The sequence below is a fragment of the Corynebacterium sp. HMSC065D07 genome, from assembly GCF_001810695.1.
GTDB classification, from domain to species: Bacteria; Actinomycetota; Actinomycetes; order Mycobacteriales; family Mycobacteriaceae; genus Corynebacterium; species Corynebacterium hesseae.
Window position 1 is genome coordinate 1 of record NZ_KV802435.1, and the last position, 25616, is coordinate 25616.

22 protein-coding genes are annotated in these 25616 nt (G+C 60.5%); 17 read left to right on the forward strand and 5 right to left on the reverse strand.

Annotated features, from left to right (window positions below):
* Positions 1-190: 190 nt before the first annotated feature.
* The gene (locus tag HMPREF2760_RS04790; RefSeq protein ID WP_070524461.1) at positions 191-514 is read right to left on the reverse strand and encodes a hypothetical protein; all 324 of its coding nucleotides are present in this window, start codon (positions 512-514) and stop codon (positions 191-193) included.
* A 48-nt stretch (positions 515-562) separates the two neighbouring features.
* On the opposite strand from HMPREF2760_RS04790, the gene HMPREF2760_RS04795 reads away from it, so the two are divergent.
* The 6 genes from HMPREF2760_RS04795 to HMPREF2760_RS04820 all read left to right on the forward strand — a co-directional run bounded on the left by HMPREF2760_RS04795 (position 563) and on the right by HMPREF2760_RS04820 (position 8901).
* Positions 563-1939: an MFS transporter gene (locus HMPREF2760_RS04795; RefSeq protein ID WP_070596740.1), complete on the forward strand. Its 1377-nt coding sequence runs from the start codon at positions 563-565 to the stop codon at positions 1937-1939.
* A gap of 22 nt (positions 1940-1961) precedes the next feature.
* Positions 1962-2993: an ATP-dependent 6-phosphofructokinase gene (locus HMPREF2760_RS04800; protein WP_070524457.1), complete on the forward strand. Its 1032-nt coding sequence runs from the start codon at positions 1962-1964 to the stop codon at positions 2991-2993.
* A 39-nt stretch (positions 2994-3032) separates the two neighbouring features.
* Complete coding sequence (locus HMPREF2760_RS04805) at positions 3033-4631, forward strand: aspartate:alanine exchanger family transporter (RefSeq protein ID WP_070564279.1); 1599 nt, start codon at positions 3033-3035, stop codon at positions 4629-4631.
* 34 nt (positions 4632-4665) lie between these two features.
* Positions 4666-6180, forward strand: a complete 1515-nt coding sequence (gene gatB, locus HMPREF2760_RS04810; protein WP_180952118.1) for an Asp-tRNA(Asn)/Glu-tRNA(Gln) amidotransferase subunit GatB — start codon at positions 4666-4668, stop codon at positions 6178-6180.
* Positions 6181-6235: 55 nt separating this feature from the next.
* Positions 6236-7291 carry an NAD(P)-dependent alcohol dehydrogenase gene (locus HMPREF2760_RS04815; RefSeq protein ID WP_070524448.1) on the forward strand — a complete coding sequence of 352 codons (1056 nt, stop codon included), beginning with the start codon at positions 6236-6238 and terminating at the stop codon, positions 7289-7291.
* A gap of 185 nt (positions 7292-7476) precedes the next feature.
* The gene (locus tag HMPREF2760_RS04820) at positions 7477-8901 is read left to right on the forward strand and encodes a YkvI family membrane protein (RefSeq protein ID WP_070524447.1); all 1425 of its coding nucleotides are present in this window, start codon (positions 7477-7479) and stop codon (positions 8899-8901) included.
* On the opposite strand, the gene HMPREF2760_RS04825 is transcribed toward HMPREF2760_RS04820, so the two are convergent.
* Complete coding sequence (locus HMPREF2760_RS04825) at positions 8898-9587, reverse strand: LysE/ArgO family amino acid transporter (RefSeq protein ID WP_070565397.1); 690 nt, start codon at positions 9585-9587, stop codon at positions 8898-8900. The two genes, HMPREF2760_RS04820 and HMPREF2760_RS04825, sit on opposite strands and share 4 nt — an antisense overlap.
* Before the next feature lie 70 nt (positions 9588-9657).
* On the opposite strand from HMPREF2760_RS04825, the gene HMPREF2760_RS04830 reads away from it, so the two are divergent.
* From HMPREF2760_RS04830 to HMPREF2760_RS04845, 4 genes are all read left to right on the forward strand, one after another.
* A complete protein-coding gene (locus tag HMPREF2760_RS04830) occupies positions 9658-10542 on the forward strand; it encodes a LysR family transcriptional regulator ArgP (RefSeq protein ID WP_070524444.1) in 885 nt (294 codons plus the stop codon).
* Positions 10543-10570: 28 nt separating this feature from the next.
* Positions 10571-11545: a DoxX family protein gene (locus HMPREF2760_RS04835; RefSeq protein ID WP_070565395.1), complete on the forward strand. Its 975-nt coding sequence runs from the start codon at positions 10571-10573 to the stop codon at positions 11543-11545.
* A 132-nt stretch (positions 11546-11677) separates the two neighbouring features.
* A complete protein-coding gene (locus tag HMPREF2760_RS04840) occupies positions 11678-12115 on the forward strand; it encodes a hypothetical protein (protein ID WP_070564297.1) in 438 nt (145 codons plus the stop codon).
* Complete coding sequence (locus HMPREF2760_RS04845) at positions 12112-12426, forward strand: transcriptional regulator (RefSeq protein ID WP_070565393.1); 315 nt, start codon at positions 12112-12114, stop codon at positions 12424-12426. Before HMPREF2760_RS04840 ends, HMPREF2760_RS04845 begins: the two co-directional genes overlap by 4 nt.
* Positions 12427-12538: 112 nt before the next feature.
* On the opposite strand, the gene HMPREF2760_RS04850 is transcribed toward HMPREF2760_RS04845, so the two are convergent.
* The 3 genes from HMPREF2760_RS04850 to HMPREF2760_RS04860 are packed head-to-tail and all read right to left on the reverse strand — an operon-like array spanning position 12539 to position 16208.
* The gene (locus tag HMPREF2760_RS04850) at positions 12539-13807 is read right to left on the reverse strand and encodes a glycosyltransferase 87 family protein (RefSeq protein WP_070565391.1); all 1269 of its coding nucleotides are present in this window, start codon (positions 13805-13807) and stop codon (positions 12539-12541) included.
* A gap of 11 nt (positions 13808-13818) precedes the next feature.
* Positions 13819-15672 (reverse strand): dihydroxy-acid dehydratase, encoded by a 1854-nt coding sequence (ilvD, locus tag HMPREF2760_RS04855; RefSeq protein ID WP_070596741.1) that lies wholly within the window; start codon positions 15670-15672, stop codon positions 13819-13821.
* 2 nt (positions 15673-15674) lie between these two features.
* A complete protein-coding gene (locus HMPREF2760_RS04860; protein WP_070533040.1) occupies positions 15675-16208 on the reverse strand; it encodes a PH domain-containing protein in 534 nt (177 codons plus the stop codon).
* Positions 16209-16522: 314 nt separating this feature from the next.
* On the opposite strand from HMPREF2760_RS04860, the gene HMPREF2760_RS04865 reads away from it, so the two are divergent.
* The 7 genes from HMPREF2760_RS04865 (at position 16523) to HMPREF2760_RS04895 (ending at position 25602) form a co-directional block, all read left to right on the forward strand.
* Complete coding sequence (locus HMPREF2760_RS04865; RefSeq protein WP_070533038.1) at positions 16523-18355, forward strand: acetolactate synthase large subunit; 1833 nt, start codon at positions 16523-16525, stop codon at positions 18353-18355.
* Positions 18348-18863, forward strand: a complete 516-nt coding sequence (gene ilvN / locus HMPREF2760_RS04870; RefSeq protein ID WP_070528612.1) for an acetolactate synthase small subunit — start codon at positions 18348-18350, stop codon at positions 18861-18863. The genes HMPREF2760_RS04865 and ilvN overlap by 8 nt, the downstream gene beginning before the upstream one ends.
* Positions 18864-18971: 108 nt before the next feature.
* On the forward strand, positions 18972-19997 hold the full coding sequence (gene ilvC, locus HMPREF2760_RS04875) for a ketol-acid reductoisomerase (RefSeq protein ID WP_070596742.1): 1026 nt from the start codon (positions 18972-18974) through the stop codon (positions 19995-19997).
* 112 nt (positions 19998-20109) lie between these two features.
* Positions 20110-21903 (forward strand): GmrSD restriction endonuclease domain-containing protein, encoded by a 1794-nt coding sequence (locus HMPREF2760_RS04880; protein WP_070565387.1) that lies wholly within the window; start codon positions 20110-20112, stop codon positions 21901-21903.
* 28 nt (positions 21904-21931) lie between these two features.
* Positions 21932-22816, forward strand: a complete 885-nt coding sequence (locus HMPREF2760_RS04885) for a hypothetical protein (RefSeq protein WP_118854827.1) — start codon at positions 21932-21934, stop codon at positions 22814-22816.
* A 44-nt stretch (positions 22817-22860) separates the two neighbouring features.
* Positions 22861-24447 carry a phosphoglycerate dehydrogenase gene (gene serA / locus HMPREF2760_RS04890; RefSeq protein ID WP_070528608.1) on the forward strand — a complete coding sequence of 529 codons (1587 nt, stop codon included), beginning with the start codon at positions 22861-22863 and terminating at the stop codon, positions 24445-24447.
* 135 nt (positions 24448-24582) lie between these two features.
* Positions 24583-25602 (forward strand): 3-isopropylmalate dehydrogenase, encoded by a 1020-nt coding sequence (locus HMPREF2760_RS04895; protein ID WP_070596743.1) that lies wholly within the window; start codon positions 24583-24585, stop codon positions 25600-25602.
* The last annotated feature ends 14 nt before the right edge of the window (positions 25603-25616 follow it).

Here is a 25616-nt window from a genome sequence, read left to right on the forward strand (position 1 = left end):
TCTAACAATGATTCTACCGACCCTCACCGCACATAGCCATAGCCAGTAGTGAATTCACGTCAAGTCGCTACTATAAACGGGGGTAGTGGCACCCTGTTAGCTAGGAGGTTCGATAGGGTGCAGTAGGGGTAAGGTGAGAAAACAATCAAAACCCCACGTGCGTTGTTGGCGGCACGTGGGGCGTGGGGATCTACTGGGCGTCGGAAAGCGCGTAGGCAGCACCAGCGCTTGCGGCGGTGACGGCCAGGACTGCCGGCCAGGAGCCAATCTTCTTAGCCAGCGGGTGCGAGAGGCCAAACGCGCCGGTGTATAGAGCAGCAAGGCCAGCCGTAGTGGCTGGGTTCGTCTTAGCCCACCAGCTGCGTCCGGCCCAGACACCAGCGGCGGCGAGTACAACGCCGCCTAGCGGGCGGATTCCAGTTTCCCGAGCTGTGAGCCAACCGCCAATGAGACCCAGAGAGACGGTCGCGGCCGTCGATACGTCCTGTGGTTTCTTAATGTCAATCATTCCCATGCGCTTCAGTTTAGGCCGCCTGCATGGACGGTGGCTAGACTTCCCTCCATGAATCACGCAGCAACGTACACTTCAGAAAAGCAAGCTTGGCTCGCCATGGCGGCGCTGTCACTCGGCTTCTTTATGTCGTTGCTGGATCAATCAATGATTGCAGTTGCGCTTCCCGACGTCCGTCGTGAGTTCAACGCCGACGTCAATCAGGTGCTGTGGGTCTCGGCCATCTATTTGCTCGCCGTGGTTGTGCCTCTCCTGTTTACTGGAAGGCTAGGGGATATCTACGGGCAGAAGCGAATGTTTCAGCTCGGCAACGGACTCTTTGGCCTTGGTGCACTGCTTTGTGCGCTGGCGCCATCCGTAGAGTTTCTCATCGCCGCACGGTCGCTACAAGGCCTAGGTGCCTCCATTCAGATGCCGCAGACCATGGCGGTGATCAACCGTGTTTTCCCTCGTGAGCGGCGCGGCCGTGCGTTGGGTGCCTGGGGCGTGGTGGGTTCGCTGGCCACTCTTGCTGGACCGCTAGTGGGAGGCTTCGTTGTAGCCGCGTTTGGGTGGCAGGCGGTCTTTTGGATCCACATTCCCATTGTCATTGCAGCGATTGTTCTTTCCGGCCTGTGGGTGCCTTCCTTGCCGACGGCGACCGGAAGGATTGATTTCGTGTCGGTAGGGGCGTCGTTTGTCTCGTTGACCTGCTTCGTCTTTGCGGTGCAACAAGGGCCAGAGACTGGCTGGCCGTGGTGGATTTGGGCCCTCCTCGTCGCCGGAATTGTCGGCATGGCTATCTTCGTGCGCCTGCAATCATCCCGTGGGGCGGCAGCGCTCGTTCCGCTTGGGTTGTTTAAGGACCGTAACTACTCCGTGGGCACGGTGGCCATCGTGTCCATGGGCTTTATGGCTGCGTCGATGATGATTCCGATCATGATGTGGTTGCAGGTCGAGCAGGGTTTATCGGCGGGAGATGCCGGAATGATCGTCACGCCGATGGCTCTGGTTTCTTTGTGCGTGTCACCACTAGCGGGGATTTTGGCAGATAGGCTGCATCCACGACTATTAGCGCTCACGGGCTTCGGCATGTTGATTGCCACTTTCGCCGTGCTGTGGTTCCTCATGCACGCGGGTGTTTCGGGGTGGTGGCTGAGCCTGCCATGTGCGGCCTTGGGGGCGGGACAGTCCTTTATTTGGGGATCCAATGCCGCGACGACGATGCGCGATATTGATGCACATTTCATGGGAGCTGCTTCCGGTGTCTATAACACATCGCGACAGGTGGGCTCGGTGATTGGTGTGGCCGGTGTATCAGCAGTCATGCAGGTCGCCGGCGCGGCGGACTCGCTGGTCGCTATCGCTGCGATCCTTTTCGTCGGGTGTATTGCTTCGCTCTTCTTCCGGGATACCCTGCACGCTGGTGTGGAGACTGCGAGCCAATAGGGAAGCGAGTAGATTGGATGTCATGCGTCTTGCTGTACTGACATCCGGTGGTGATTGCCCCGGTCTGAATGCTGTTATCCGCGCGGTCGTTCGCACCGCATCCAACGAGTTCGGCGATACGGTCGTCGGCTACGAGGACGGCTGGGTTGGTCTGATGGAAGACCGACGCCGTGACCTTTATGACGACGCTGAAATTGACCGCATCCTCCTTCGCGGCGGAACCATCCTTGGTACTGGCCGCCTCCACCCTGATAAGTTCAAGGCTGGGCTGGACACCATCAAGGCCAATATGGCCGATGCTGAGGTTGATGCGCTCGTCGCCATTGGCGGCGAGGGAACTCTCAAGGGTGCTAAGTGGCTTTCTGACAACGGTATCCCAGTTGTCGGCGTTCCAAAGACCATCGATAACGACGTCAATGCAACGGACTACACCTTCGGTTTCGACACGGCCGTGTCCGTGGCCACCGATGCGATTGACCGCCTTCACACCACTGCTGAGTCCCACAACCGCATCCTCATCGTGGAGGTCATGGGCCGCCACGTTGGGTGGATTGCGCTGCATGCAGGCATGGCCGGCGGCGCGCACTACACGGTGATCCCCGAGGTCCCATTCGATATCGCAGATATCACCAAGGCGATGGAACGCCGCTTCCAGATGGGTGAGAAGTATGGCATCATCTGCGTCGCCGAAGGAGCACTTCCCAAGGAAGGCACCATGGACTTCGAAGCGGGCGGTGTCGATCAGTTTGGTCACCAGACCTTTAACGGAATTGGCCAGGTCATCGGTGATGAGATCAAGAAGCGCACTGGTTACGACGTGCGCACGACGGTCCTCGGCCACATCCAGCGCGGCGGCACGCCGACGGCGTATGACCGCGTCCTGGCAACCCGTTACGGCACCCACGCCGCCCGTGCTGCGCACAATGGTCAGTCCGGAATGTGCGTCGCCCTCCACGGTGAAAACATCGATCTCGTCCCGCTCGAGGATGCCGTGGGCAAGCTGAAGGTGGTTCCGGCAAAGCGTTATGCCAACGCACAAGCCCTCTTCGGTTAAACGCCGCGACAAGGCCGCCCATAGTTAATAAAGGTTTCGATGACAAGCGTATTAGCTTTCCTCGCTGAGCAGCCGGTCCTGTTGGTGTTTTTGCTGATTGGCATCGGCATGGCGCTCGGCGGCATCAAAACCCGGGGAATTAGCTTAGGGGCGGCCGCCGTTCTCTTCCTCGGTATTGCTTTTTCGGCGGCTGCCTCCGCCGTTGGTGTGGAAGCCTCCGTACCTCCCATTCTGGGAATGCTCGGCTTGGTGCTCTTTGCCTTTGGCATTGGCAATAATTCTGGGGTGTCCTTCTTTAAGTCGCTAAAAACGGCGACGGGCCCAGTGCTGTCGATGATTGGAGTCTTCATCGTCGCGGCGCTTGCCGCGTGGGGGTTGGGCACTTATGTTTTTGGGCTATCGAATGCCACCATCGCGGGTACTTTTGCCGGCGCTGTGACGAATACCCCCGCGTTGGCGGCGGCGTCGGAAGCTACGGGTGATCCCGGCGCAGCAACCGTGGGCTACGCGGTGTCTTACTTATTCGGCGTCATCGGCATGCTCGCGGCCACGGTGCTCGTGCTTCGCGACGCCGGGAATGACGACGACACCCTGTCACCCGTCACGCGCCAGCACATGCAGATTCTGAGAGAAATCGCGGTGGCAGAGATTGCAGACATCGGCAACGGGGAAGTGCAAGTGACCCGCCTGCGGCGCGTCGGCAGCAATGATATCGTCCTGCCGAAGTTTTTCGATGTGTTGCACCCAGGTGATGTGGTCACGCTCGTCGGTGCCCCGGAAGATCTGGACAATATCATTGAGCGCGCTGGCCGTGAATCCCCGCAGATCCTCAACGATGACCGCCACGAGCTAGACTTTCGTCGCATTACTATCTCCGAGCACAGCTTGGCTGGCCTGACTATTGCGGAGCTGAACAACCAGCTGTCTGACCGGTGGGGCGCGCGCATTTCGCGCGTTCGCCGTGCGGACAACGATCAGGTTGCTATCCCCGAACACATCGTGGAGCTGGGAGATCGCGTGCGCGTCGTGGGCTCAAAGAAGTCGCTGCGCGAGATCTCAAACTTTCTTGGGGATTCTTCGCAAGGCCTAACCGATATCAACCCCGTATCCCTCGGCCTCGGCTTGGCCCTTGGCATCTTTGTAGGGCATATCGATATCCCGCTTCCGGGCGGATCTTCCTTCAACCTCGGTGCTGCCGCCGGCGTTCTCATCGTCGCGTTGGTCATGGCGCGGATTGGGCGAATCGGCAATACAGTGACCGCATTGCCGCACTCAGCCAACACGATTCTTTCCGAGCTCGGACTGTTGCTCTTCTTGGCCCAAGCCGGAACGAATGCGGGCGGGGAGATCGCCGGTGCCTTTACAGGCGGCGCGTGGTGGAAGATTCTTCTCCTTGGCATCATCATCACAACGCTGGTCGCATTCGGGTTTGCCTTTGTGATGCGCCGATTCCTGCGCGTCGGCGCTACAAAGACGGCGGGTGCTATGGCCGGAGCTCAGACTCAACCGGCAGTTCTCGCTTTTGTGAATAATCGGACGAGCACTGATCAGCGTGTGTCCTTGGGCTATGCCATGGTGTATCCGGCAGCGATGATCGCCAAAATTCTTATTACGCACGGCATCACCTTGTTGGGTTAGGCGGTTGCGCACGGTGACGCGTTAACATACTAAGATGGCACGCATGACTGCTGCGATGTATGACCTGATGGACTACGACGAGGTCCTGGAAAAGTTCGAACCCGTAATGGGCATGGAAGTTCACGTGGAGCTCAATACGGAAACCAAGATGTTCTCCACCTCGCCCACGAACTTCAACGCAGCCCCCAACTCCAACGTGGACCCGGTTTCGCTGGGTCTGCCCGGAGCATTGCCGGTAGTGAATTCTAAGGGCGTGGAAGGCGCCATCAAGATCGGTCTGGCGCTGAACTGCAAGATTGCGGAATCGTCGCGCTTTGCCCGCAAGAACTACTTCTACCCGGACCAGCCGAAGAACTATCAGATCTCTCAGTATGATGAGCCGATTGCATACGACGGCTACCTTGACGTTGTCCTCGATGACGGCACCGAGTGGCGCGTAGAAATTGAGCGTGCCCACATGGAAGAAGACACCGGAAAGCTCACCCACTTGGGCGGTGCCGACGGCCGTATCCATGGCGCGACCTCCTCGCTGGTGGATTGCAACCGCGCGGGTATTCCGCTCATTGAGATCGTGACCAAGCCGATCATTGGTGCTGGCGAGCGCGCCCCCGAGGTTGCCCGCGCCTATGTCTCTGCCCTGCGTGAACTCGTCGCGGCACTGGGCGTGTCCGATGCCCGCATGGATCAGGGCTCGATGCGCGTGGATTCCAACGTGTCGCTGCGCCCGGTGGGCCAGGAAGAGTTCGGCACCCGCACCGAAACCAAGAACATCAACTCCCTGCGCTCCGTCGAGCAGGCGGTGCGCTTTGAGATGCAGCGCCAGGCGCAGGTGCTTGTCGACGGTGGCGAGATCGTCCAGGAAACTCGCCACTACCAGGAAACGGATGGTTCGACTTCCAAGGGCCGTCCGAAGGAGACCGCCGAGGACTACCGATACTTCAACGACCCGGACCTGCCGCCGGTGATTGTCTCCCGCGAGTGGGTTGAGGAAATCCGCCAGACCCTGCCAGAGATGCCGTGGATTCGCCGCGCCCGCATCCAAGAGGAGTGGGGCCTCAAGGACGAGGAGATGCGCGATCTGGTCAACGCCGGCGCCTTGGATCTCATCATCGAAACCGTGGAAGCCGGAACCAGCCCGGATGAGGCCCGCTCTTGGTGGGTTTCTTACCTGACCGGTAAGGCTAATGAGGGCGGCGTTGAGCTGAGCGCCCTCGACATCACCCCGGCTCAGGTCGCGCGCGTGGTCGAGCTGGTCAAGGAAGGCAAGCTGACCACCAAGCTTGCTCGCAAGGCGGTTGACGGCGTCCTCGAAGGCGAGGGGGATGTCGACGAGGTCGTCGCCAATCGCGGACTCGAGGTCGTGCGCGATGACGGCGCAATCGAGAAGGCCGTTGATGATGCCCTGGCAGCCAACCCGGACATCGTGGAGAAGTACAAGGCTGGCAACAAGAAGGTCACCGGCGCCATCGTTGGCGCGGTCATGAAGGCTACCCAGGGTAAGGCTGACCCGGGGCAGGTCAATAAGCTGATCGCGAAGAAGCTCTCTTAGTTGGTATAAATTTCCATTAGGCGAGGTCAGGCGGCTGCGGGGTACCGTGGTCGCCATGACTATTTCTGCTAAAGCACTCCAAAAGACAGGCCCAAACGAACCTTTTAAGGTTGTGACCATCCAGCGTCGTGACCCGCGCGCCGATGACGTCGTCATCGACATAAAGGCCGCGGGCATCTGCCACTCGGACATCCACACCATCCGCAATGAGTGGGGTGAGGCGCACTTCCCGCTGACCGTCGGCCATGAGATCGCCGGCGTTGTTTCCGCCGTGGGGGAGGACGTCACCAAGTTCCAGGTGGGGGACCGCGTCGGCGTGGGCTGCCTGGTGAATTCTTGCGGCGAGTGCGAGCAGTGCCAAGCTGGAATGGAGCAGAACTGCCTTAATGGTGGTGTGGGCACCTATAATTCCACCGACGTCGACGGAACGATTACCCAAGGTGGTTATGCGGAGAAGGTCGTGGTGAACCAGGATTTCGTCCTGCGTATTCCGGATGCCCTTGACTTCGATGTCGCCGCGCCCTTGCTGTGTGCCGGAATTACCACCTACTCTCCGCTGGCTCGCTGGGACGTCAAGGAAGGGCAGAAGGTGGCCGTCGTGGGCCTCGGCGGTTTGGGGCACATGGGCGTACAGATTGCCGCTGCCAAGGGGGCGGATGTCACTGTCATCTCACGCACCTCGCGCAAGGCTGAGGAGGCCGCGAAGCTGGGCGCGAACCGTACGCTCGCCACCACCGAAGAAGAGGACTTTTTCAAAAACCACCGCGGGGAGTTCGACTTCATCCTCTCCACGATTTCCGCCGAGTACAACCTCGAGGACTACCTGCGGATGCTCAAGCCGCGCGGCATCATGTCTGTCGTGGGGCTGCCGCCGGAGGCCCTGCCATTGCGCCTCAACCGCCTGGTAGGCGGCGGCAAGGTGCTCACCGGCAACAACATTGGCGGGATCGCCGAAACCCAGGAAATGCTGGACTTTTGTGCCGAGCACGGCCTGGGAGCGGTCATTGAGAAGGTCGGCGTCGATGACGTCGATGCCGCCTATGAGCGCGTCGTTGCGGGTGATGTGAAGTTCCGATTCGTCATTGATACCGCTACGTTTGCCGAGCATTAAGAGGTGAGCCGCCTCATGCTTTAGCGGCCATTGGAGCAAGCTCTCCATGGCCGCACACATGTTTTCCTGTCATGATGGAGTACCGTGGTAGTAGTGTGCCGCCGTACTTCATCAAAGGTATGGCGCGTTTTTATGCGCTAGTCATAAAGCATAAAGAGAAGAAACTAGAAAACAGATAGGAAAACGTGTCTTATAAAAACGTCGTAGGCATCGCTTTGTCCTTCATTGGCTTGCTCGTGGGTGCGGGCTTTGCCACGGGACAGGAAGTTGTCCAGTACTTTACGTCCTTCGGTATTCCCGGCATGTGGGGAATCCTGGTTGCCGGTTTGGTCATGACCCTTGCCGGTACAGTCTTCCTCCAACTGGGAAGCTACTTCCACGCCAGCGAGCACAACCAGGTGTTCAGGAACATCACCCACCCGATCATTTCGCGCATTCTGGATGTCGCGGTAATCCTCACGCTATTTGCGGTGGGCTTCGTCATGCTGGCGGGTGCCGGTTCCAACATGCAACAGCAGTTCGGCTGGCCGGCTTGGGTAGGCTCGCTGCTCATGCTCGTGCTTGTTCTCATCACAGGCATGTTTGATGTGGATAAGGTGTCACAGGTTATTGGTCTTCTCACGCCGACCATCATTATCGCCGTTCTCTTTGTAGGCACCTACACGCTGCTGCACATGCCAGAGAACGTTGATGCGGCCATTAGTGCCTCTGAAGCGATCGAGTCCCCGATTCCGTTCTGGCTCGTATCCGCGCTGAACTACAACGGCCTCGCCCTCATTCTGGCTGTATCGATGTCCTTGGTGATCGGTGGCGATAACATCAGCCCGCGTGAGGCTGGTGTCGGTGGCATTGTAGGCGGCGCGGTCTACGCGGTGCTCATGGCCATTGCTGGTTTCTCCTTGCTGATGAACGCGGAGAATGTGGGCGATTCAGATATTCCGATGCTGACCCTGGTGGACAACGTTCACCCAGTCCTTGGCGTCATCATGGCAGTCATCATCTACCTGATGATCTTTAATACGGCCATCGGCATGTTCTATGCGCTGGGTAAGCGTTTGTCCTCCGGCAACGAGTCCAAGTACCGCATCATCTTTATCGCCGGCTGCCTTGCAGGTTTCGCGGTTTCCTTCGCCGGCTTCAAGGCGCTCATGCAGTATGTGTACCCGGTTCTGGGCTACATGGGCATCGTCCTCGTCGTCATCCTGGTGGTTGGATGGCTGCGCTCCTTGGGCAAGATCAAGGATGAAGGCTTGCGCCGCGAGCGCATCCGCGCCCTGCTTCACCTGAAGCTGCATCCCGATTCGGAATATGACGCAGCGCGTTACGACGATGAGATTGGTCAGCAGATCGCTGATTCCAACATGGACGATGAAGCCCTTTTTGAGGATCTCGTCTCCGATGTGGTCGATGAGCTGGATTCGGACGAGGAGCTCGACTTCGACAAGGAAGAGTGGGAGGAAAACCGCAACGATCACTCCTACTACACCGAGCGCGACGCCGTGGAGCAGGACCGCAGCGACGAAGAGATCAAGGCCTGGGTGGAAGAAACCGGCGCGGTGGGAGATCCCGCCGAGGATGAAGAACTCCCCGAGGACTCACAGAAAAATTAGTGGAGCAACAGCTTCGCCGTTAGTGCAATCATGACGCAGCCGATGACGATGTTGACTACGCGCCACGTCGTCGGCTTGGCCAGCACGTGGGAGAGCTTGTAGGCGCCAAAGCCTAGGGAGGGGAACCACACTGCGCTGGCCATGATGGCGCCTGCCGCGAACACCCAGCGCTGGTCGCCATATTGGTTTGCAATGGAGCCCAGCATGACTAGCGCGTCGACGTAGGCCAGGGGGTTAAGCCACGTCAGCGCCAACGCACCGAGGACGGGCTTGACCCAGGATTTTGAGCGCACGCGGGGGCGGATCTTCGTAAGTACTGAGTTCCCCGGTGTCCCAGAGGAACCCGAATTCTCATCAACAACTTGGGCCACCGGTGCAGTTTCCTCGATTACCAGTGCTTCCTGTTCCTTCTTGAAGGCATCGCGGAAACACGTGAAGCCGAAGTAGATGAGGTAGGCCGCGCCGAGGTACTTCACCACGACGAGCGCGGTGGGGAAGCGCTCCACAAGGACGCCGACGCCGGCGGTGCCGCCGGTGATCAGGATGACGTCGGAAAGCAAGCATGCCAACAGGATGGGGCCGACATGGTCGCGTTTAATACCCATCTTGATGATGTAGGCATTCTGCGGTCCGATAGCGATGATGAGGGACAGGCCCAGCGCAAATCCTGCGAGCAATACTGACATGGCTTCTAGTGTGCGTATATCGACATATGAAGTCCAGTTAAATGTTCTACATCTGGTTTAATATTGCTTCATGAACCCGCTGCATACCGAAACACTGCTGGCCATCATCGATGAAGGTTCCTTCGAGGGTGCCGCGGCTGTGTTGGGAATCACTCCCTCGGCCGTGAGCCAGCGCATCAAGGCACTGGAGGTGTCGACGGGCCGCATACTCCTGCGCCGCGGGACCCCTGTCACCGTGACTGAGGCGGGGGAGATCGTCGCCCAAGCCGCACGACGCATGGCGCTGGTCCAGGCGGAAGCGGATGCGCGGCTTACCGAGCGGTTGTCCCGCGTGCCACTGACCGTTGCCATCAACTCGGATTCCCTGGCCACGTGGTTTCGTCCTGTAATCCAGCGCACTGCCGAGCGCGGTGCGGCGGCGCTGCGTATCCGCATCGAGGATGAGGCCCGCACGCTCGCAATGCTGCGCCGCGGCGACGTTCTGGGAGCTGTGACTCGCGAGCAAACGCCAGTCTCTGGCTGCGAATCCACATACCTCGGCACCATGCGCTATTTTGCCGTCGCCGCGCCGGAGCTGGCGGAGACCTTCGAGGACTGGGAGACGCTGCCCATCGTGGGTTTCGGGCCGAACGACGCCACGTTGGATGACGCCATGCGTGAGCGCTTCATCGACTCCCACGTCCTGCGCGCACGGGTATCTCAGATTCCCTCCTCGGAGAGTTATGTCGAAGCTGTGCGCTACGGCCTGGGCTGGGGCTTGGTGCCGCGCCTGCAGGCCCAGCCATTGCTGGAGTCCGGGGAGCTAGTGCTTCTCGACGACTTCCCGCTCGACATCGACCTCTACTGGCAGCGCTGGCGGCTGGAGTCGGAGTTGCTTGCTGATCTCACCGAAGACGTCTTAAACGCTGGCCATGCGGTTTTAGCTTCGCGCCGCGCCGGTAAAGATGCACCATAAGGGTGCTGTGCTGCCTTAAGTTGGAGGTATGAGCGATAAAACTCCTGATAAAGCCACCGACTTTGATGACGATATCCCGACCTACACGGGCAAAGACTCCGTGAAGGACAACGCGCCCGCGGAAGCTGCGGCCGAAAAGCCGAAGAAGAGCAGCCTCTTCCAGCGCCCGGGGCGCGCCGAGCCGCAGGTGATCAAGCCTAAGAAGGCCGAAGAGCCCGCCGTTGAGGCAGAGCCTGAGGCCAAGACCGAAACCTTTGAGAGCGCTTCCCGCGACTCCTTGTCTTTCGATAGCGCTGCCGCAGATGCTGAAACTGAAACTACTGCTTTCCCACGCGCGGAGGCGACGGCAGGAACCGATACGGAGACGACTGCCATGCCGGCGGCCGAGGCTGATGAAGAGCCCAGCGCCGTTGCCGTGGCTGACCCTGCGGATGAGCCAGTCACCTCAACCGAGACGGAGGCTGTAGAAGAAAAGCACTCGTCGGCTCGCCGAGGCACCATTGACTTTGGTCTACTTTTCGTGCGCCTGGCGCTCAGCGTTTACCTGCTCGTGGCTGGTGCTTCGACCTTCTTTAAGCTCGGCGGCAACGAGGGGCTGTCAGGCTTGGAGAATGAGTTCGGTGAGTACACCATGGCGGCGGCCTTGGCCATCGGCGTGCCCACCGTCCAGCTCATTGCCGGCGCCTTCCTGCTTCTGGGTCTAGTTACACCGCTGGCGGCCATGTTCGGCCTCATTGTTACTGGGTTTTCTGCTATCCACGGCCTCAATGCCTCCGGTGCTGGGTTGGATGTCTTTGCCTGGAATGAGAGCGTCTGGCTGGGTCTGGTGCTCTTTGTTATCGCTGTGGCCCTGCAGTTCACCGGTCCGGGATTCATCTCCCTTGACTTCAATCGCTCCTGGACCCGTCGCCCACTGGCAACCTCGTGGGTCTTTGTCGTCATTGGCGTTGCCGCGCTCGTGGCCATCTGGTGGTTTGGAGCTGGCGTCAACCCGTTGAGCTAAGAGTTTTAGCGCCTACTTAAGCTCCCAGCCTGCAGTTATACACCAACTGTTGTTGTTTGCCATTGCGTAAAGTAAGTTGGTTTCCGTAATGGAAAACAATGACTTTGGTGCCGCAGGAGGGGAGCTTTAGTTTTGTCCGATCAGGATGTTCGAGAAGCACTCGCATTTGAGGAGCAACAACAGCTAGCCGCGGCGAAGCGGCCGCCTATCTGGCTGAGTTTGCTCGCATCGGCTGCTTACGGCGCGTGGTTTGCCTACATGTGGATCAAGGATGACGTCCATCCTCTCGTTCTTGTTGGTGGACTGCTTCTTGTACTCGGGCTCTTGGTGAGTCTTGCCTTCTTTTACCGCACGGGGGTGCGGGATTCGATGCGTCAGAAGGTTGATCCGCACGCCTCCAGGAATGTGACCTGGCGCTTCTACGCAGGATTGGGGTTTATGATGCTGCCGGCACTGTTCAATCCCTTTGTTGAAGGGCACGTTATTGCCTCGTGCATCGCAGGTGTGCTGTGCAGTTTGTCGGTCTTTTGGACGTTGCACACCGGTGCGCTGAATAGGATGCCGCGATGAGTGAGCTCGATCCGATAATCCACCCGCTCAACCGCTTTAAAATTTGCGCCACGCTCAATGCCTTCGGGGCCACGCAGGGAGGAGACGTCAACCGTGAGATGAAATTCGCCGTGTTGCGCGACCGCACGGAGCTTTCCGACGCCTCCCTGTCCAAGCAGCTCGGAGCGCTAGAACAAGCCGGCTACGTGACTCGCTTCCGCGAATATGGCACCAGCCGTGCTAAGGACTCGGTGTGGGTCGCCTTGACTGAGCAAGGCAAGATCGCCTTCGACGGTCACTTGGCAGCACTCAAGGATTTAGCTGAGGGCTGAGTTGGGCGCATAGTATGGCGTCGCTGAGGTGCCAATCTTGCCAAAGTTTTCCCTCCTGCCCGCAATGGTGGCGCATAACTTTGGCAGAACGGGCAGTTTTGCTTTTCGGGGCTTAGTTGGTTTGGGCCGAAGCAAGCTCAGTATGTGGCTTGTCGGATTGAGCGCCTCGAGCCTTGAGGCAGATGGCGTAGAGAATCCAGCTGAGTAGTGCCAGCCACACGAAGTCATCAACCAAGAACTTCTGGTACAGCGGCATCGCGTGGACTTCGATGCTGTCCCCGAACCACCACTTCGGCGGAACGGTGAGCAGCATGCCAGCCCAAGCCGCGAGAACAGCCAGCAAGCTGCCAGCGACCCAGGTGGAATTCCGCCAGGACCATGCGCGGTAGACCAGAACCGGCACGATGAGCGACAGCCACACCCAGTGGTGGGACCACGAAACGGGGGAGATGAGCAGCATGGTTGTGGCGGTGGTGAGGTGGGCGTCGACAAGCAGGCCGCGCCGCATCTGAGCCAGGATGAGTGCGGAGCCGAGGCCGATGATCGCGAGCGCAGCCACGAGCCACAGCACGTTGATGAGCATGCCGTGGTTATCCATGGCCTCCTGGGATGTGAAGAGTCGCTGGATGACACCCTTGAGCGAGGAATTGGACTGATAGTCCGTGGCCACGCCGAAGTCTGCGCCCTTGCCCATATCGAGAAGCTTTGAACTGAAGAATTCGACAAAAGCCTCCCAGCGGTAGGCCGCGGCCAACAGCGTTGCCACGACAGCGGAGGCGAAGGCTGTGAGGATCGGCTTCCACTCGCGGCGCAGCAGGAAGTAGAGCAGCATGGCCAACGGGGTGATCTTGATGGCTGCCGCGAGGCCTATCAGCCAGCCCTGCGGAAGTTTGCGTTTGCGGGGGGCAAGATCGAAGATAACCAACGCCATGATGACGATGTTGATTTGCGCAAAACCGTTGTTGAGGCGGATGGGCTCAAAGAACATCGCCGCGGCCCACGCGATCGCCACGGTGGGCCACAGGTGAGGCACCTTGAGTGCGCGGAAGATCGTGTAGAGGCAGGCGAAGATCAGCGCATCCGAGAGGACGATCATGATATCGCCCGCTAGGGCGTCGCTCATCCAGTCAAAGGCTGTCAGCGGCACCATGACCAGTGCCCCGAAGGGCGGGTAGATAAAGGGGAGCGCCAAATCCCCGGCGTACATGGGCTCCGAGTAGACCGAGCGGCCCTCCATGAAGGCGCGCACGCCCTCACGGTAAATGATCATGTCCACAGGGTAGTCCGTGTGGAGGACGTGGCGGATGACGCCCACCAGGCCAATGATGAGCCCGGCGGCGGTCAGGAGTGTGCGCCTTGCGGCGTTAGTGGCGAAATTCATCGCCCCATACTCTAATTGACGTAACCATCCACCACGCGCACCGCACCACGGTCAGCGGACGTGGCCATGTTGGCATAGGCGCGCAGGGCCTTGGTGACCGGGCGGTTGCGGTCCTTCGGCGTCCAGGGCTTCTCACGCTGCTCCTCGGTGGCGCGGCGGCGTTCGAGAACGTCCTCGTCGACGTCGAGGGTGAGCTGACGCTCGCGGATGTTGATGGTGATGGGATCACCGTTTTCCACCAGACCGATGAGACCGCCGTGGGCAGCCTCGGGGGAGATGTGTCCGATGGACAGGCCGGAGGTGCCGCCGGAGAAGCGGCCATCGGTAATCAAGGCGCAGGCCTTGCCCAAGCCGGAGCCCTTGAGGAAGGAAGTCGGGTGCAGCATCTCCTGCATGCCGGGACCGCCCGCGGGGCCCTCGTAGCGGATGACGATGACATCGCCAGGCTGGACCTCCTTTTTCAGGATGATGGACACGGCCTCTTCCTGGGATTCCACCACGCGGGCTGGGCCGGTAAAGGTCCACAGTTCCTCGTCAACGCCGGCTGCCTTGACGATGGCCCCGTTGGGGGCGAGGTTGCCACGCAGGACGACCAGGCCGCCGTCGGAGGAGAAGGCATGCTCGGCGTCGTGGATGCAGCCATTGGAAGCGTCAGTATCCAGCTCATCCCAGCGGTTGGACTGGCTGAAAGGCTCGGTAGTGCGCACGCCGCCGGGGGCGGCGAAGAAGAGCTCGCGGGCAGCGTCGGTAGCCTTGCCGCCGCGGATATCCCACTCGTCGAGCCACTCCTCGGCGTTGTCGTAGAGGGCGGTATGGACCTTGAGGTTCAAGTGGCCGGCGCGGCGCAGCTCGCCCAGAATGGCGGGGATGCCGCCGGCGCGGTGCACGTCCTCGATGTGGTAGGTGCCGTTGGGCGCCACCTTGGACAGGCAAGGCACGCGGTAGGAAATCTCGTTGATATCCTCCAGCGTGAAGTCCACCTCGCCCTCCTGCGCGGCGGCCAGCGTGTGGAGGATGGTGTTGGTGGAACCGCCCATGGCCATATCCAGCGCCATGGCGTTGGTGAAAGCTTCCTTGGTCGCAATCGAGCGGGGGAGGACTGCGTCATCCTCTTCGCCGTAGTAGCGCTGGCACATCTCGACGATGGTGTGGCCTGCTTGTTCGAAGAGATCGCGGCGTGCGCTGTGGGTGGCCAGCGTGGTGCCGTTGCCTGGCAGTGCGAGTCCGAGCGCTTCGGTGAGGCAGTTCATGGAGTTGGCGGTGAACATGCCGGAGCAGGAACCACAGGTGGGGCAGGCGGATTCCTCCACGCGGGTTAGGCCCTCGTCGGAGACGGCGTCGCTTGCCGACGCCGTGATTGCCGTAATCAGATCCGTCGGCGCGTGCGCCACGCCATCGACAACAACGGCCTTGCCGGCCTCCATCGGGCCGCCGGAGACGAAGATGGTGGGGATGTTGAGGCGCAGTGCGGCGTTCAACATACCCGGGGTGATCTTGTCGCAGTTGGAGATGCACACTAGGGCGTCGGCAGTGTGGGCGTTGACCATGTACTCGATGGAATCGGAGATGATTTCGCGTGAAGGCAGGGAGTACAGCATGCCGCCGTGGCCCATGGCGATGCCATCGTCGACGGCAATGGTGTTGAATTCCTTGGGCACACCGCCGGCTTCGCGCACGGCATCGGCCACGATGTCACCGACGTTCTTGAGGTGGACGTGGCCGGGGACGAACTGGGTAAAGGAGTTGGCAATAGCGACGATTGGCTTGCCAAAGTCACTCTCCTTGGAGCCGGTAGCGCGCCATAGTGCGCGCGCACCGGATGCCTGGCGGCCAACAGTCGTGACTTTGGAGCGGAGCGGGTACATGGTTAATCCTTTAATTCGGGGTGTTTCTTGAGGTACTCGGCGTATTCCTCCTTGGTGAGGAGGACTTGCTGGCCATCGCGGTGGACGATGATGACCTTGTCGTCGGCGGCGTTGCGGCCTGCAGTCAATGCGTCGGGGATGCGCCCATTGGAAGCGGCGGCAAGGCGGGGGAGGGAGTTGAAGGTCACTCCCGGCAGGTTGAAGTTGTTGCCGCTTGTGGTGCGGGCGTAGGCCCGCGAGCGCTGGAAGCCGATTCCCTTGAAGTTGCCCCACTCGATGTTCTTGGGGCCGCGGAAGCCATAGGTGATGTGGATGCCCTTGCCGTCGACGGTGGTGCGTGCGCGTAGAACCCACCAGATGGCCAGCACTGGGAAGATGAGTACCCAGAAGAGGTACTTCGGGGCCCAGCCAATGCTGAGAAATGCAATGGCGGCGAGGATGCCAATGCCGAGGAGGTGTTCGCGGGTGGGCTTGAACGTTTCGGCCGTGGGGTGTTCGGCACGAGTTGATGCGTTCTGCGGATGTGAGGACGTCATAGTGGGCCATCGTAATTGACTGTGCGGCGCGGTGGCGAACCGCCCCACCTGTGCAATCTCGCAAAATGAGAAAAAGATCCCAAAAATGGGGGTAAATGCCAGTGGTGGTGTTTCTATCAGTGTACAGTTTGTCCCATGATCATTATTCGACTTCACCTCGTAGTAGTACCCGGGCGGCGCGAGCCGTAGCGAGTCCACAAGTGACGTCGACCAGCAAGCGCCCCCGTTACCTTCACACCCAGGAAGGAAAGACGGGGGCGTTACTCGTTGGATGATCTCTTCACCACCCACCCCACTGAAGGAGCACATCAACCGTGACAGCTTCCACACCGCCACAGCGGGCGCCCGAGCGCATCACGGGCGCACACGCCATTGTCCGCACCCTCGAAGATCTCGGCACCGAGCTTGTCTTCGGCATTCCGGGTGGCGCCGTGCTTCCGCTGTACGACGCCCTCTTTGAATCCACGAAGCTGCGCCACGTGCTCACCCGCCACGAGCAGGGGGCCGGCCATGCAGCCGAAGGCTACGCCCAAGCATCCGGAAAGGTCGGCGTCATGATTGCTACCTCCGGCCCGGGTGCGACCAACCTGGTGACCCCGCTGGCTGACGCCAACCTGGACTCGATTCCCGTCGTGGCAATCACGGGCCAGGTGGGCAGCTCCCTGCTGGGCACCGATGCCTTCCAAGAGGCTGATATCCGTGGCGTGACGATGCCGATTACGAAGCACAACTTCATCGTCACCAAGGCAGAAGATATCCCCGGGGCGATCGCGGCCGCCTTCCATTTGGCCGCCACTGGGCGCCCTGGGCCTGTGCTCGTGGATATTCCGAAGGACGTGCAGAACGCTTATATGGAATATTCGGGCCCAAAGATGCCGGAGCTACCGGGGTACAAGCCCACGACTACTCCGCATCCGCGCCAGATTACCCAGGCCGTTCAGCGCATTGCGCGCGCCGAGCGTCCGGTGCTCTACGTTGGCGGCGGCGTCATCAAGGCCGAGGCCTCCCGCGAGCTGCGCGAGTTCGCGGAGCTGACCGGAATCCCTGTGGTGACCACGCTCATGGCTCTCGGTGCCTTCCCGGATAATCACCCGCAGCACATGGGTATGCCCGGCATGCACGGTACCGTTCCCGCGGTGGCGGCCCTGCAGCGCGCGGACCTTATCATCGCCGTGGGCGCACGCTTCGACGACCGCGTGACCGGTGATACGGACACCTTTGCTCCCCACGCCGAGGTGATCCATGCCGACATTGACCCGGCGGAAATCGGCAAAATCCGCGAGGTGGCTGTTCCCATCGTGGGCGATGCCCGCGAGGTGCTTTTGCGACTGACCAAGGCTTATGCCAATGATGCGGAGCTGGATGCCCCGCGAATTGGTCCGTGGATGGAGTATTTGGGGAACATGCAGCGCCGCTTCCCGCGCGGCTTTGAGCCGACGTCAGATGGCCTGCTCAACCCGCAAGAGGTGATCCAAAAACTCAGCTCCATCGTTGGCCCGGAGGCTATCTACTGTGCGGGCGTGGGCCAGCACCAGATGTGGTCGGCGCAGTTCCTCGACTTTGAGCACCCCCGCAGCTGGATCAACTCCGGTGGCGCCGGCACGATGGGCTACGCCGTGCCCGCGGCGCTGGGGGCTAAGGCTGCCTGCCCGGAGCGAGAGGTCTGGGCTATCGATGGCGATGGCTGCTTCCAGATGACGAACCAGGAGCTGACCACCGCGGCCGTGGAAGGCTTTCCCATCAAGGTTGCCGTGATCAATAACGGCAACCTGGGCATGGTGCGCCAGTGGCAGACGCTCTTCTATGACAACAAGTACTCCCACACCAAGCTGCGCGAGCACGACGAGTATGTACCGGACTTCGTCAAGCTCAGCGAAGCCTTGGGCTGCGAGTCCATTCGCGTCACCACAGCAGAAGAGATCGGCCCCGCGATTGAGCGTGCGCGCTCAATTAATGACCGCCCAGTGGTTATTGACTTCATCGTGGGCCAGGATGCCCAGGTGTGGCCAATGATTGGTGGCGGTGCCTCCAATGAGGAGATCCAGTACGCCCTGGGCCTGCGCCCGCTGTTTGATGACAATGAGTCCGCGGCCGAGGAACCGGCCGACATCCACGAATCTCTCGAGGAGGCCGAAAACAATGGCTAAAGACGACATCACCCGACACATCCTCTCCGTGCGGGTTCAGGATATTGAGGGCATCATCTCCCGTGTGACCGGCATGTTCACCCGCCGTGGCTACAACCTCATCTCGCTGGTGTCCGCTCGGACCGAGACGGAAGGTATTAACCGCCTGACCATCGTCGTGGATGCCTCCGAGGTCATCATCGAGCAGGTGACGAAGCAGCTCAACAAAATCGTCCCGGTGCTCAAGGTAGTTGAGCTCGAGGAAGAGAACACGATTGCGCGCTCCATCATGTTGGTGAAGGTAGCCGCGGATAACTCTAACCGCCCTCAGGTGGTCGATGCAGTGAACATCTTCCGCGCACGCATCGTGGATGTGTCGCCGGAGTCCGTGGTGGTGGAGGCCACCGGTACCCCGGGCAAGCTGCAGGCGCTTCTCGACGTCCTCGAGCCCTTCGGTATCCGCGAGCTGGTGCAATCTGGCAACGTCGCACTGGGGCGCGGCCCGAAAGCAATGGCACCGACGAAATAAAATCCCACAAGGTGGGCAAACTGTCCCAAGGTGTGATACAAATTCAATAGGCCGAGTCACTACTGGATGCGTAGTGCGAACTAACCCAAAAGAAAAGGAACATCAAACATGGCTATTGAGACTCTGTACGAATCTGATGCAGACCTGACCATCATCCAGGGCCGCAAGGTCGCCATCATCGGCTACGGCTCCCAGGGCCACGCCCACGCTATGAACCTGCGTGATTCCGGCGTTGAGGTCGCCATCGGCCTGCGCGAGGGCTCGAAGTCCCGCGAGAAGGCAGAAGAGGCTGGCTTCAAGGTTTTCAGCAACGCTGAGGCCGCCAAGTGGGCTGATGTCATCATGCTGCTGGCGCCGGATACCTCCCAGGCGACGATCTTTACAGATGATATCGAGCCGAACCTGGAGGACGGCAACGCGCTGTTCTTCGGCCACGGCCTCAACATCCACTTTGGCCTGATCAAGCCGGCGGAGAACATCACCATCGGCATGGTTGCTCCGAAGGGCCCGGGCCACCTGGTTCGCCGCCAGTTCGTCGACGGCAAGGGCGTTCCCTGCCTGATCGCCACCGAGCAGGACCCGAAGGGCGAGGGGCGCGAGCTGACCCTGTCCTATGCTGCGGCCATCGGCGGTGCCCGCGCCGGCGTTATCCCAACCACCTTCAAGGATGAGACCGAGACCGATCTCTTCGGTGAGCAGGCGGTCCTGTGCGGTGGCGTGGAGTACCTGATCATGAACGGCTTCGAGGTCCTGACTGAAGCTGGCTATGAGCCTGAGATGGCTTATTTCGAGGTCTGCCACGAGCTGAAGCTCATCGTTGACCTCATCGTTGAGGGCGGCATCAAGAACATGAACTACTCCTGTTCCGACACCGCTGAGTTCGGTGGCTACCTCTCCGGCCCGCGCGTCATCGACGCTTCCGTGAAGGAACGCATGAAGGATGTCCTCACTGATATCCAGGACGGCACCTTCGTCAAGCGCCTCGTCGCCAACGTAGAGGGCGGCAATAAGGAGCTGGAGGAGCTGCGCGCCAAGGTGAACTCCCACCCGATTGAGCAGACCGGCTCCCAGCTGCGTGACCTCATGAGCTGGGTCAAGAGCTGGGTCAAGAATCCGCTGGATGCAACTGCCTAAACTGCGCTTCGACTACAGAATCCCGTTGGCCACTGGTCAGCGGGATTTCCTTTTGATGTGATGTTCGCACATAAACGGGCATATTCCCACATTTAGTTGTAGGCTCGGGGCCATGGGTTTCTCTACGCCAAGCTATGACCTTAATGACCTTTTCGCTCGCATCGATCGTGGTGATATTCAGCTGCCCGATTTCCAGCGCTCCTATGCCTGGGATGAAGACCGAATTCGATCGCTGATCGTCACCGTCCTGCGCGGCTACCCGCTCGGTGCATTCATGGCCTTGGACACCCGCAATGAAGCCATGCGCTTTCGGCCACGGCCTCTCGCGGGCGCGCCTAACACTGGGGTGAACCCCGGCCTGCTCCTGCTCGATGGGCAGCAGAGGCTAACCACCCTGTATCACTGCTTCCGCGGTGAGGGCTTTGTGGATACCACCGATTTCCGCTCCAAGAAAGTCTCCCGCAAGTACTTCGTGGACCTGCGCAAAGCTACCTCCGAGGACATCATGCCGGATGAAGCTGTCTTTGCCATCAATCAGCACGGCGAGCTGCGCTCCCACTTCGCGCCGGACATCGAGGGTACCTTGGACAGTCGTGAGGCCGCAGTACAGGCGTGCTGCATCCCGGTCTCGGCGTTGCTGAGTGAGGAAGGCACCAGCATGCTCTTCGAGCTCGCCGCTGCCAACGATGGCGCCACCCGTGACGTCGTCGCTGCCTTCAATAACCGGATTCTACGGCCCCTGTCCGGCTACACGGTGCCGATGATTCGCCTCTCGCGCGAGACGGCGAGCTCGGGAATTGGCTCCATTTTCGCTCAGGCTAACTCGGCCGGTTTGCAGATGGACGTCTTCGATCTCCTGACGGCTGTCTTTGCTTCTGAAGATCCGGACTTTCACCTGGCGGAGGATTGGGCACGCGTCGAGAAGCAGCTGCGTGCCTTCCCGGCTCTCGACGGCATCGGCCGCAATGAGTTCCTTTCGGCAGTATCGCTGCTGGTGTCCGGGGAGAAGGGGAACGCTGGCGGCCAGCGCGAAGATATCTTGCAGCTGTCACTGAATGAGTACCGCAAGGCCTCGCAAACCCTGGTAATTACTTTCCGTGAGGTCGCTGAGTTCTTGGCCGAGCGCTGCATTCTCTCCCTTGAGCAGGTGCCTTATTCCGAGCAGATCATTCCGCTGGCTGTCATCCTTGCGCGCCTGGCAGAAAAGAAGGGCGTGCTGTCCAGCCAGGACGCATGGGACCGCCTCAACCAGTGGTTCTGGAGCGGTGTCTTTGGTGAGCTTTATGGCTCTTCTGCAGTGAGGCTGCGCGCCGCGCGTGATGTCGATGAGGTCACGGCGTGGGTCGCGGGTGAGACCGAGGATGTCCCGAAGACTGTGCGCGATGCCTCCTTCCGCGAGTCCCGCTTGTTGTCTGTGGGGGAGCACGACGGAGTGTGGCACGGCCTCTATGCTCTGCTCATGGCACGCGGCGCGAAGGACTGGCGTACCGGCCGCCCGTTCAACCGCCACAGCTTCGAGGAGCTGCAACCAGGCTTCTTCCCGGTCTTCCCGCTTCGTTGGTGTGAGCGCCACGGCGTCAGCGGTGTACTGGCTAATTCCGTGCTCAACCGCACGCCGATGGGCAAGCGCACCGAGGTTGTCCTCGACGGGCACTCGCCGGAGCGCTACCTGCCGCGCGTGCAGTCGAAGTCAATCATGGAAGACGCTGAGTTCGACAGCGTGCTGGCCTCCCATGACTTAGAACCGGAGCTGCTGACCGCGAAGACTGCGCATCAGTTCTTTGCCGATCGCCGCGAGCGTTTCGTGGGCATCGTTGAATACGCGCTCAACAAGAAGGTTGTGCGCGACGTGGATGAGGCGAACCTTTCCGGCGGCGAAGAGGGCCCGCAGGCCTTTGCGCGTTAAGGTGTCGTCGCCGAGCGCACTGCGTGTCGTGCCTGTAGCGCTGCTGCTGGGCATGAGCGCGCTTGCGGCCGTGGGCTGCTCCTCGTTGGGGCGCGGTGAGCCAATCCTGACGCAGGACATTGCCGCCCGCCCTGAGGCGGAGATTGACCTAGCCCGCGCGAGCGAAGAAAACCGTCTGCGGCTTATTGACCCGCAATTCGCCAACGAGGTTACGGTGGTTGAGGACCGCTGGGGAATTGACTCCGCGCGTTTGTTCTTCAAGGAAAGCAATACGCTGATCTTGGCCGAAGACTCAGATGCCGCTGCCCTGCGGGCCGCGACGCTGAGCGTATCGCAGCGCGTGCCAATGGTGACCTACGATTCCTCGATTCGCCCGCAGATCTCGCAGCTGCTTACCGACCTTGACGTTGACCAGATCCTCGTCATCGGGGATGTCCCATGGGCTAGCCACAATGGCGAACGCGAAGTGGTGCATGATCCGGGAAACACCAAGGCGCTGGGGGAGTACACCGCATTCCGCTTTGAATCCAAGGTGGTGGTGAATCGCGAGCGCATGGTGGACAGCATCACCCGCCTAGATTCCTCAACCAAGACGGAGTTGAAGGCCGCGTGGGAACCCCTGTCGCAGCACCTTACGAAGGAAAAGATGCCAGCGATTCCTGCCCAGGCGCGCCGTGATGCGCAGATGGCACCGGTGATCGTTGCGACGAAGGACAGCCCTTTAGCAAACGTGGTGAACGCCACCGCGTATGGCGGTACGGTGTTCGTGATGGCGCAACCGGATCCGACGGCAACGAAAGCCGGCGCGGCGATTACTGCGGGGTTGGCGGATGGCCCGATCGTGGCCCTCGGGCCGGAATTCGGTTCAGTGACAGAATTCACGCATAAAATCGCTCAGGGCTGGAAAGAATAAACTACACTTCTCGGCATCCACATTTCAGACTAGTGAAGGAAGTTATGTCGAAGCCGGTCGTACTTATCGCCGATAAGCTTGCAGAATCCACCGTCGATGCTCTCGGGGACACAGTTGAAGTCCGCTGGGTTGACGGTCCCAACCGCGCGGAGCTGCTTGCCGCGGTGCCGGAGGCAGACGCCCTCCTCGTCCGCTCCGCTACGACCGTGGACGCGGAGGTGTTGACCGCAGCGAAGAACCTGAAGATTGTGGGGCGTGCCGGCGTCGGCTTGGACAACGTTGATATCCCCGCTGCCACCGAGCGTGGCGTCATGGTTGTCAACGCGCCGACCTCCAACATCCACTCCGCCTGCGAGCAGGCGATCGCGCTGCTTCTCGCCACCGCACGCCAGGTTCCGGCGGCGGATCAGTCCCTGCGCCAAGGTGAGTGGAAGCGTTCCTCCTTCAAGGGGGTTGAGGTATACGGCAAGACCATCGGCATCGTGGGTTTCGGTCACATCGGCCAGCTCTTTGCCCAGCGCTTGCTGGCATTTGAGACCACCGTCATCGCGCACGACCCTTATGCCAACCCGGCCCGTGCGGCAGCGCTGGGCGTGGAATTGGTGCCCCTTGAGGAGCTCATGTCTCGCGCTGACTTCGTGACCATTCACCTGCCCAAGACCCCGGAGACCGCCGGCATGTTTGACGCCGAGCTCCTAGCGAAGGCCAAGAAGGGGCAGATCATCATTAACGCCGCCCGCGGCGGCTTGGTCGATGAGGCAGCCTTGGCTGCTTCGATCAAATCCGGTCACCACCGCGGCGCTGGCTTCGATGTCTATGCCTCCGAGCCGTGCACAGATTCCCCGCTCTTCGAGCTTCCGCAAGTTACCGTCTCCCCGCACCTTGGCGCGTCTACGGTCGAGGCTCAGGATCGTGCGGGTACCGATGTGGCTGCCTCCGTGCTCAAGGCACTGGCCGGCGAATTCGTTGCCGATGCCGTCAACGTCGAAGGCGGCCGAGTCGGCGAAGAGGTTGCCGGCTGGTTGGATCTGACACGCAAGCTGGGCCTCGTTGCAGGCAACCTGTTGGACGCTGCGCCGGTTGCCGTCGAGGTGGAGGCTTGCGGCGAGCTGGCCAACGAGGATGTTTCGGCTCTTGGATTGTCCGCTGTTCGCGGGCTGTTTTCTGGCGTGGTCTCGGAGACCGTTACTTTTGTGAACGCGATGCAGATTGCTGAAAGCCGCGGCGTGAGCGTGGACGTCAAGACCAACGTGGAATCGAAGGGACACCGCTCCTCCGTGAGGGTCAAGGTTATCGGCCCCGACGGCTTGGTATCGCAGCTCACTGGTGCCCTGACTGGCATCGACGGCGTCGAGAAGATCATCCGCATCAATGGCCGTGGCGTCGACATGCGCGCTACGGGCCGCAACCTCTTCTTCTCCTACAAGGATGCCCCGGGTGCCTTGGGTACTGTGGGTACGAAGCTTGGCGCTGCCGGCATCAACATTGTGGCGGCCGCATTGACCCAGGGCAAGGATGTCTCCGATGCAGTCCTTATCTTGCGAGTTGAGCGCGAGGTACCGGAAGAGCTTGTCGAGGAAATCAACGCGGCGCTGGGTGCTACCTGCCGCCAGCTTGATTTGGATGCCTAGTCTGGACAGCTAAACCTTTCATCCCAGCCCCCGTGAAGGACCAAGAACGGTTCTTTGCGGGGGTTTCGCCGCCCTCCAGGCAGAGGGAGTGGTACTCTCACAAGTATCCAATATGTGAGAAAGGAATCCCGCAAAATGAAACTGGCAGTGATTGGCGGCGATGGAATCGGTCCCGAGGTAACCGCGGAAGCACTCAAGGTCCTGCGCGCGGTGCGCCAGGACGTTGAGGTTACGGACTATGACCTTGGTGCACGACGCTACCTGCGCAACGGGGAGCTGCTTACCGACGCCGACCTGGCCTCCCTGCGCGAACACGACGCCATCCTGCTCGGCGCCATTGGTGCGCCCGGTGAGGTCCCGCCCGGTGTGCTTGAGCGCGGGTTGCTGCTGAAGATGCGTTTCGCCCTGGACCATCACGTCAACTTGCGCCCCTCCAAGCTGTACCCGACGTCCACCTCTCCGCTGGCAAACCCGGGCGATATCGACTTCGTCGTCGTCCGTGAGGGCACCGAAGGTCTGTACTGCGGAAACGGTGGCACGCTGCGCGAAGGTACTGAACACGAGGTGGCCTCGGAGGTCTCTCAGAACACGCGCTTTGGAGTTGAACGCGTGGTGCGCGATGCCTTTCAGCGTGCGATGGGCCGCCGCAAGCACGTGACTTTGGTGCACAAGACCAATGTCCTTGTTAACGCCGGTGGCCTCTGGCAGCGCACGGTGGACGAGGTTGCGAAGGAATTCCCCGAGGTCACCGTAGATTACAACCACATCGATGCTGCGACGATTTACATGGTCACCGACCCAGCGCGCTATGACGTCATCGTGACCGACAACCTCTTCGGCGACATCCTGACCGACTTGGCGGGTGCAGTTACCGGCGGTATTGGTCTGGCTGCCTCCGGCAACATCGATGCCTCCGGCGCTAATCCCTCCATGTTCGAGCCGGTCCACGGCTCCGCCCCGGATATCGCGGGCAAGGGCATCGCGGATCCCACTGCGGCCATCTTGTCGGCGGCCATGCTGTTGCGCCACCTCGGGGATGAGGAGAACGCCATGCGCATCGAGGAGGCCGTGGCTGCCGACGTCTCCTCCCGCGGCGACGCACAGGCGCGCACCACCGAAATTGGTGATCGAATCGCCTCCGCGCTCAGCGCCTAGCCCTGTATGGTTGG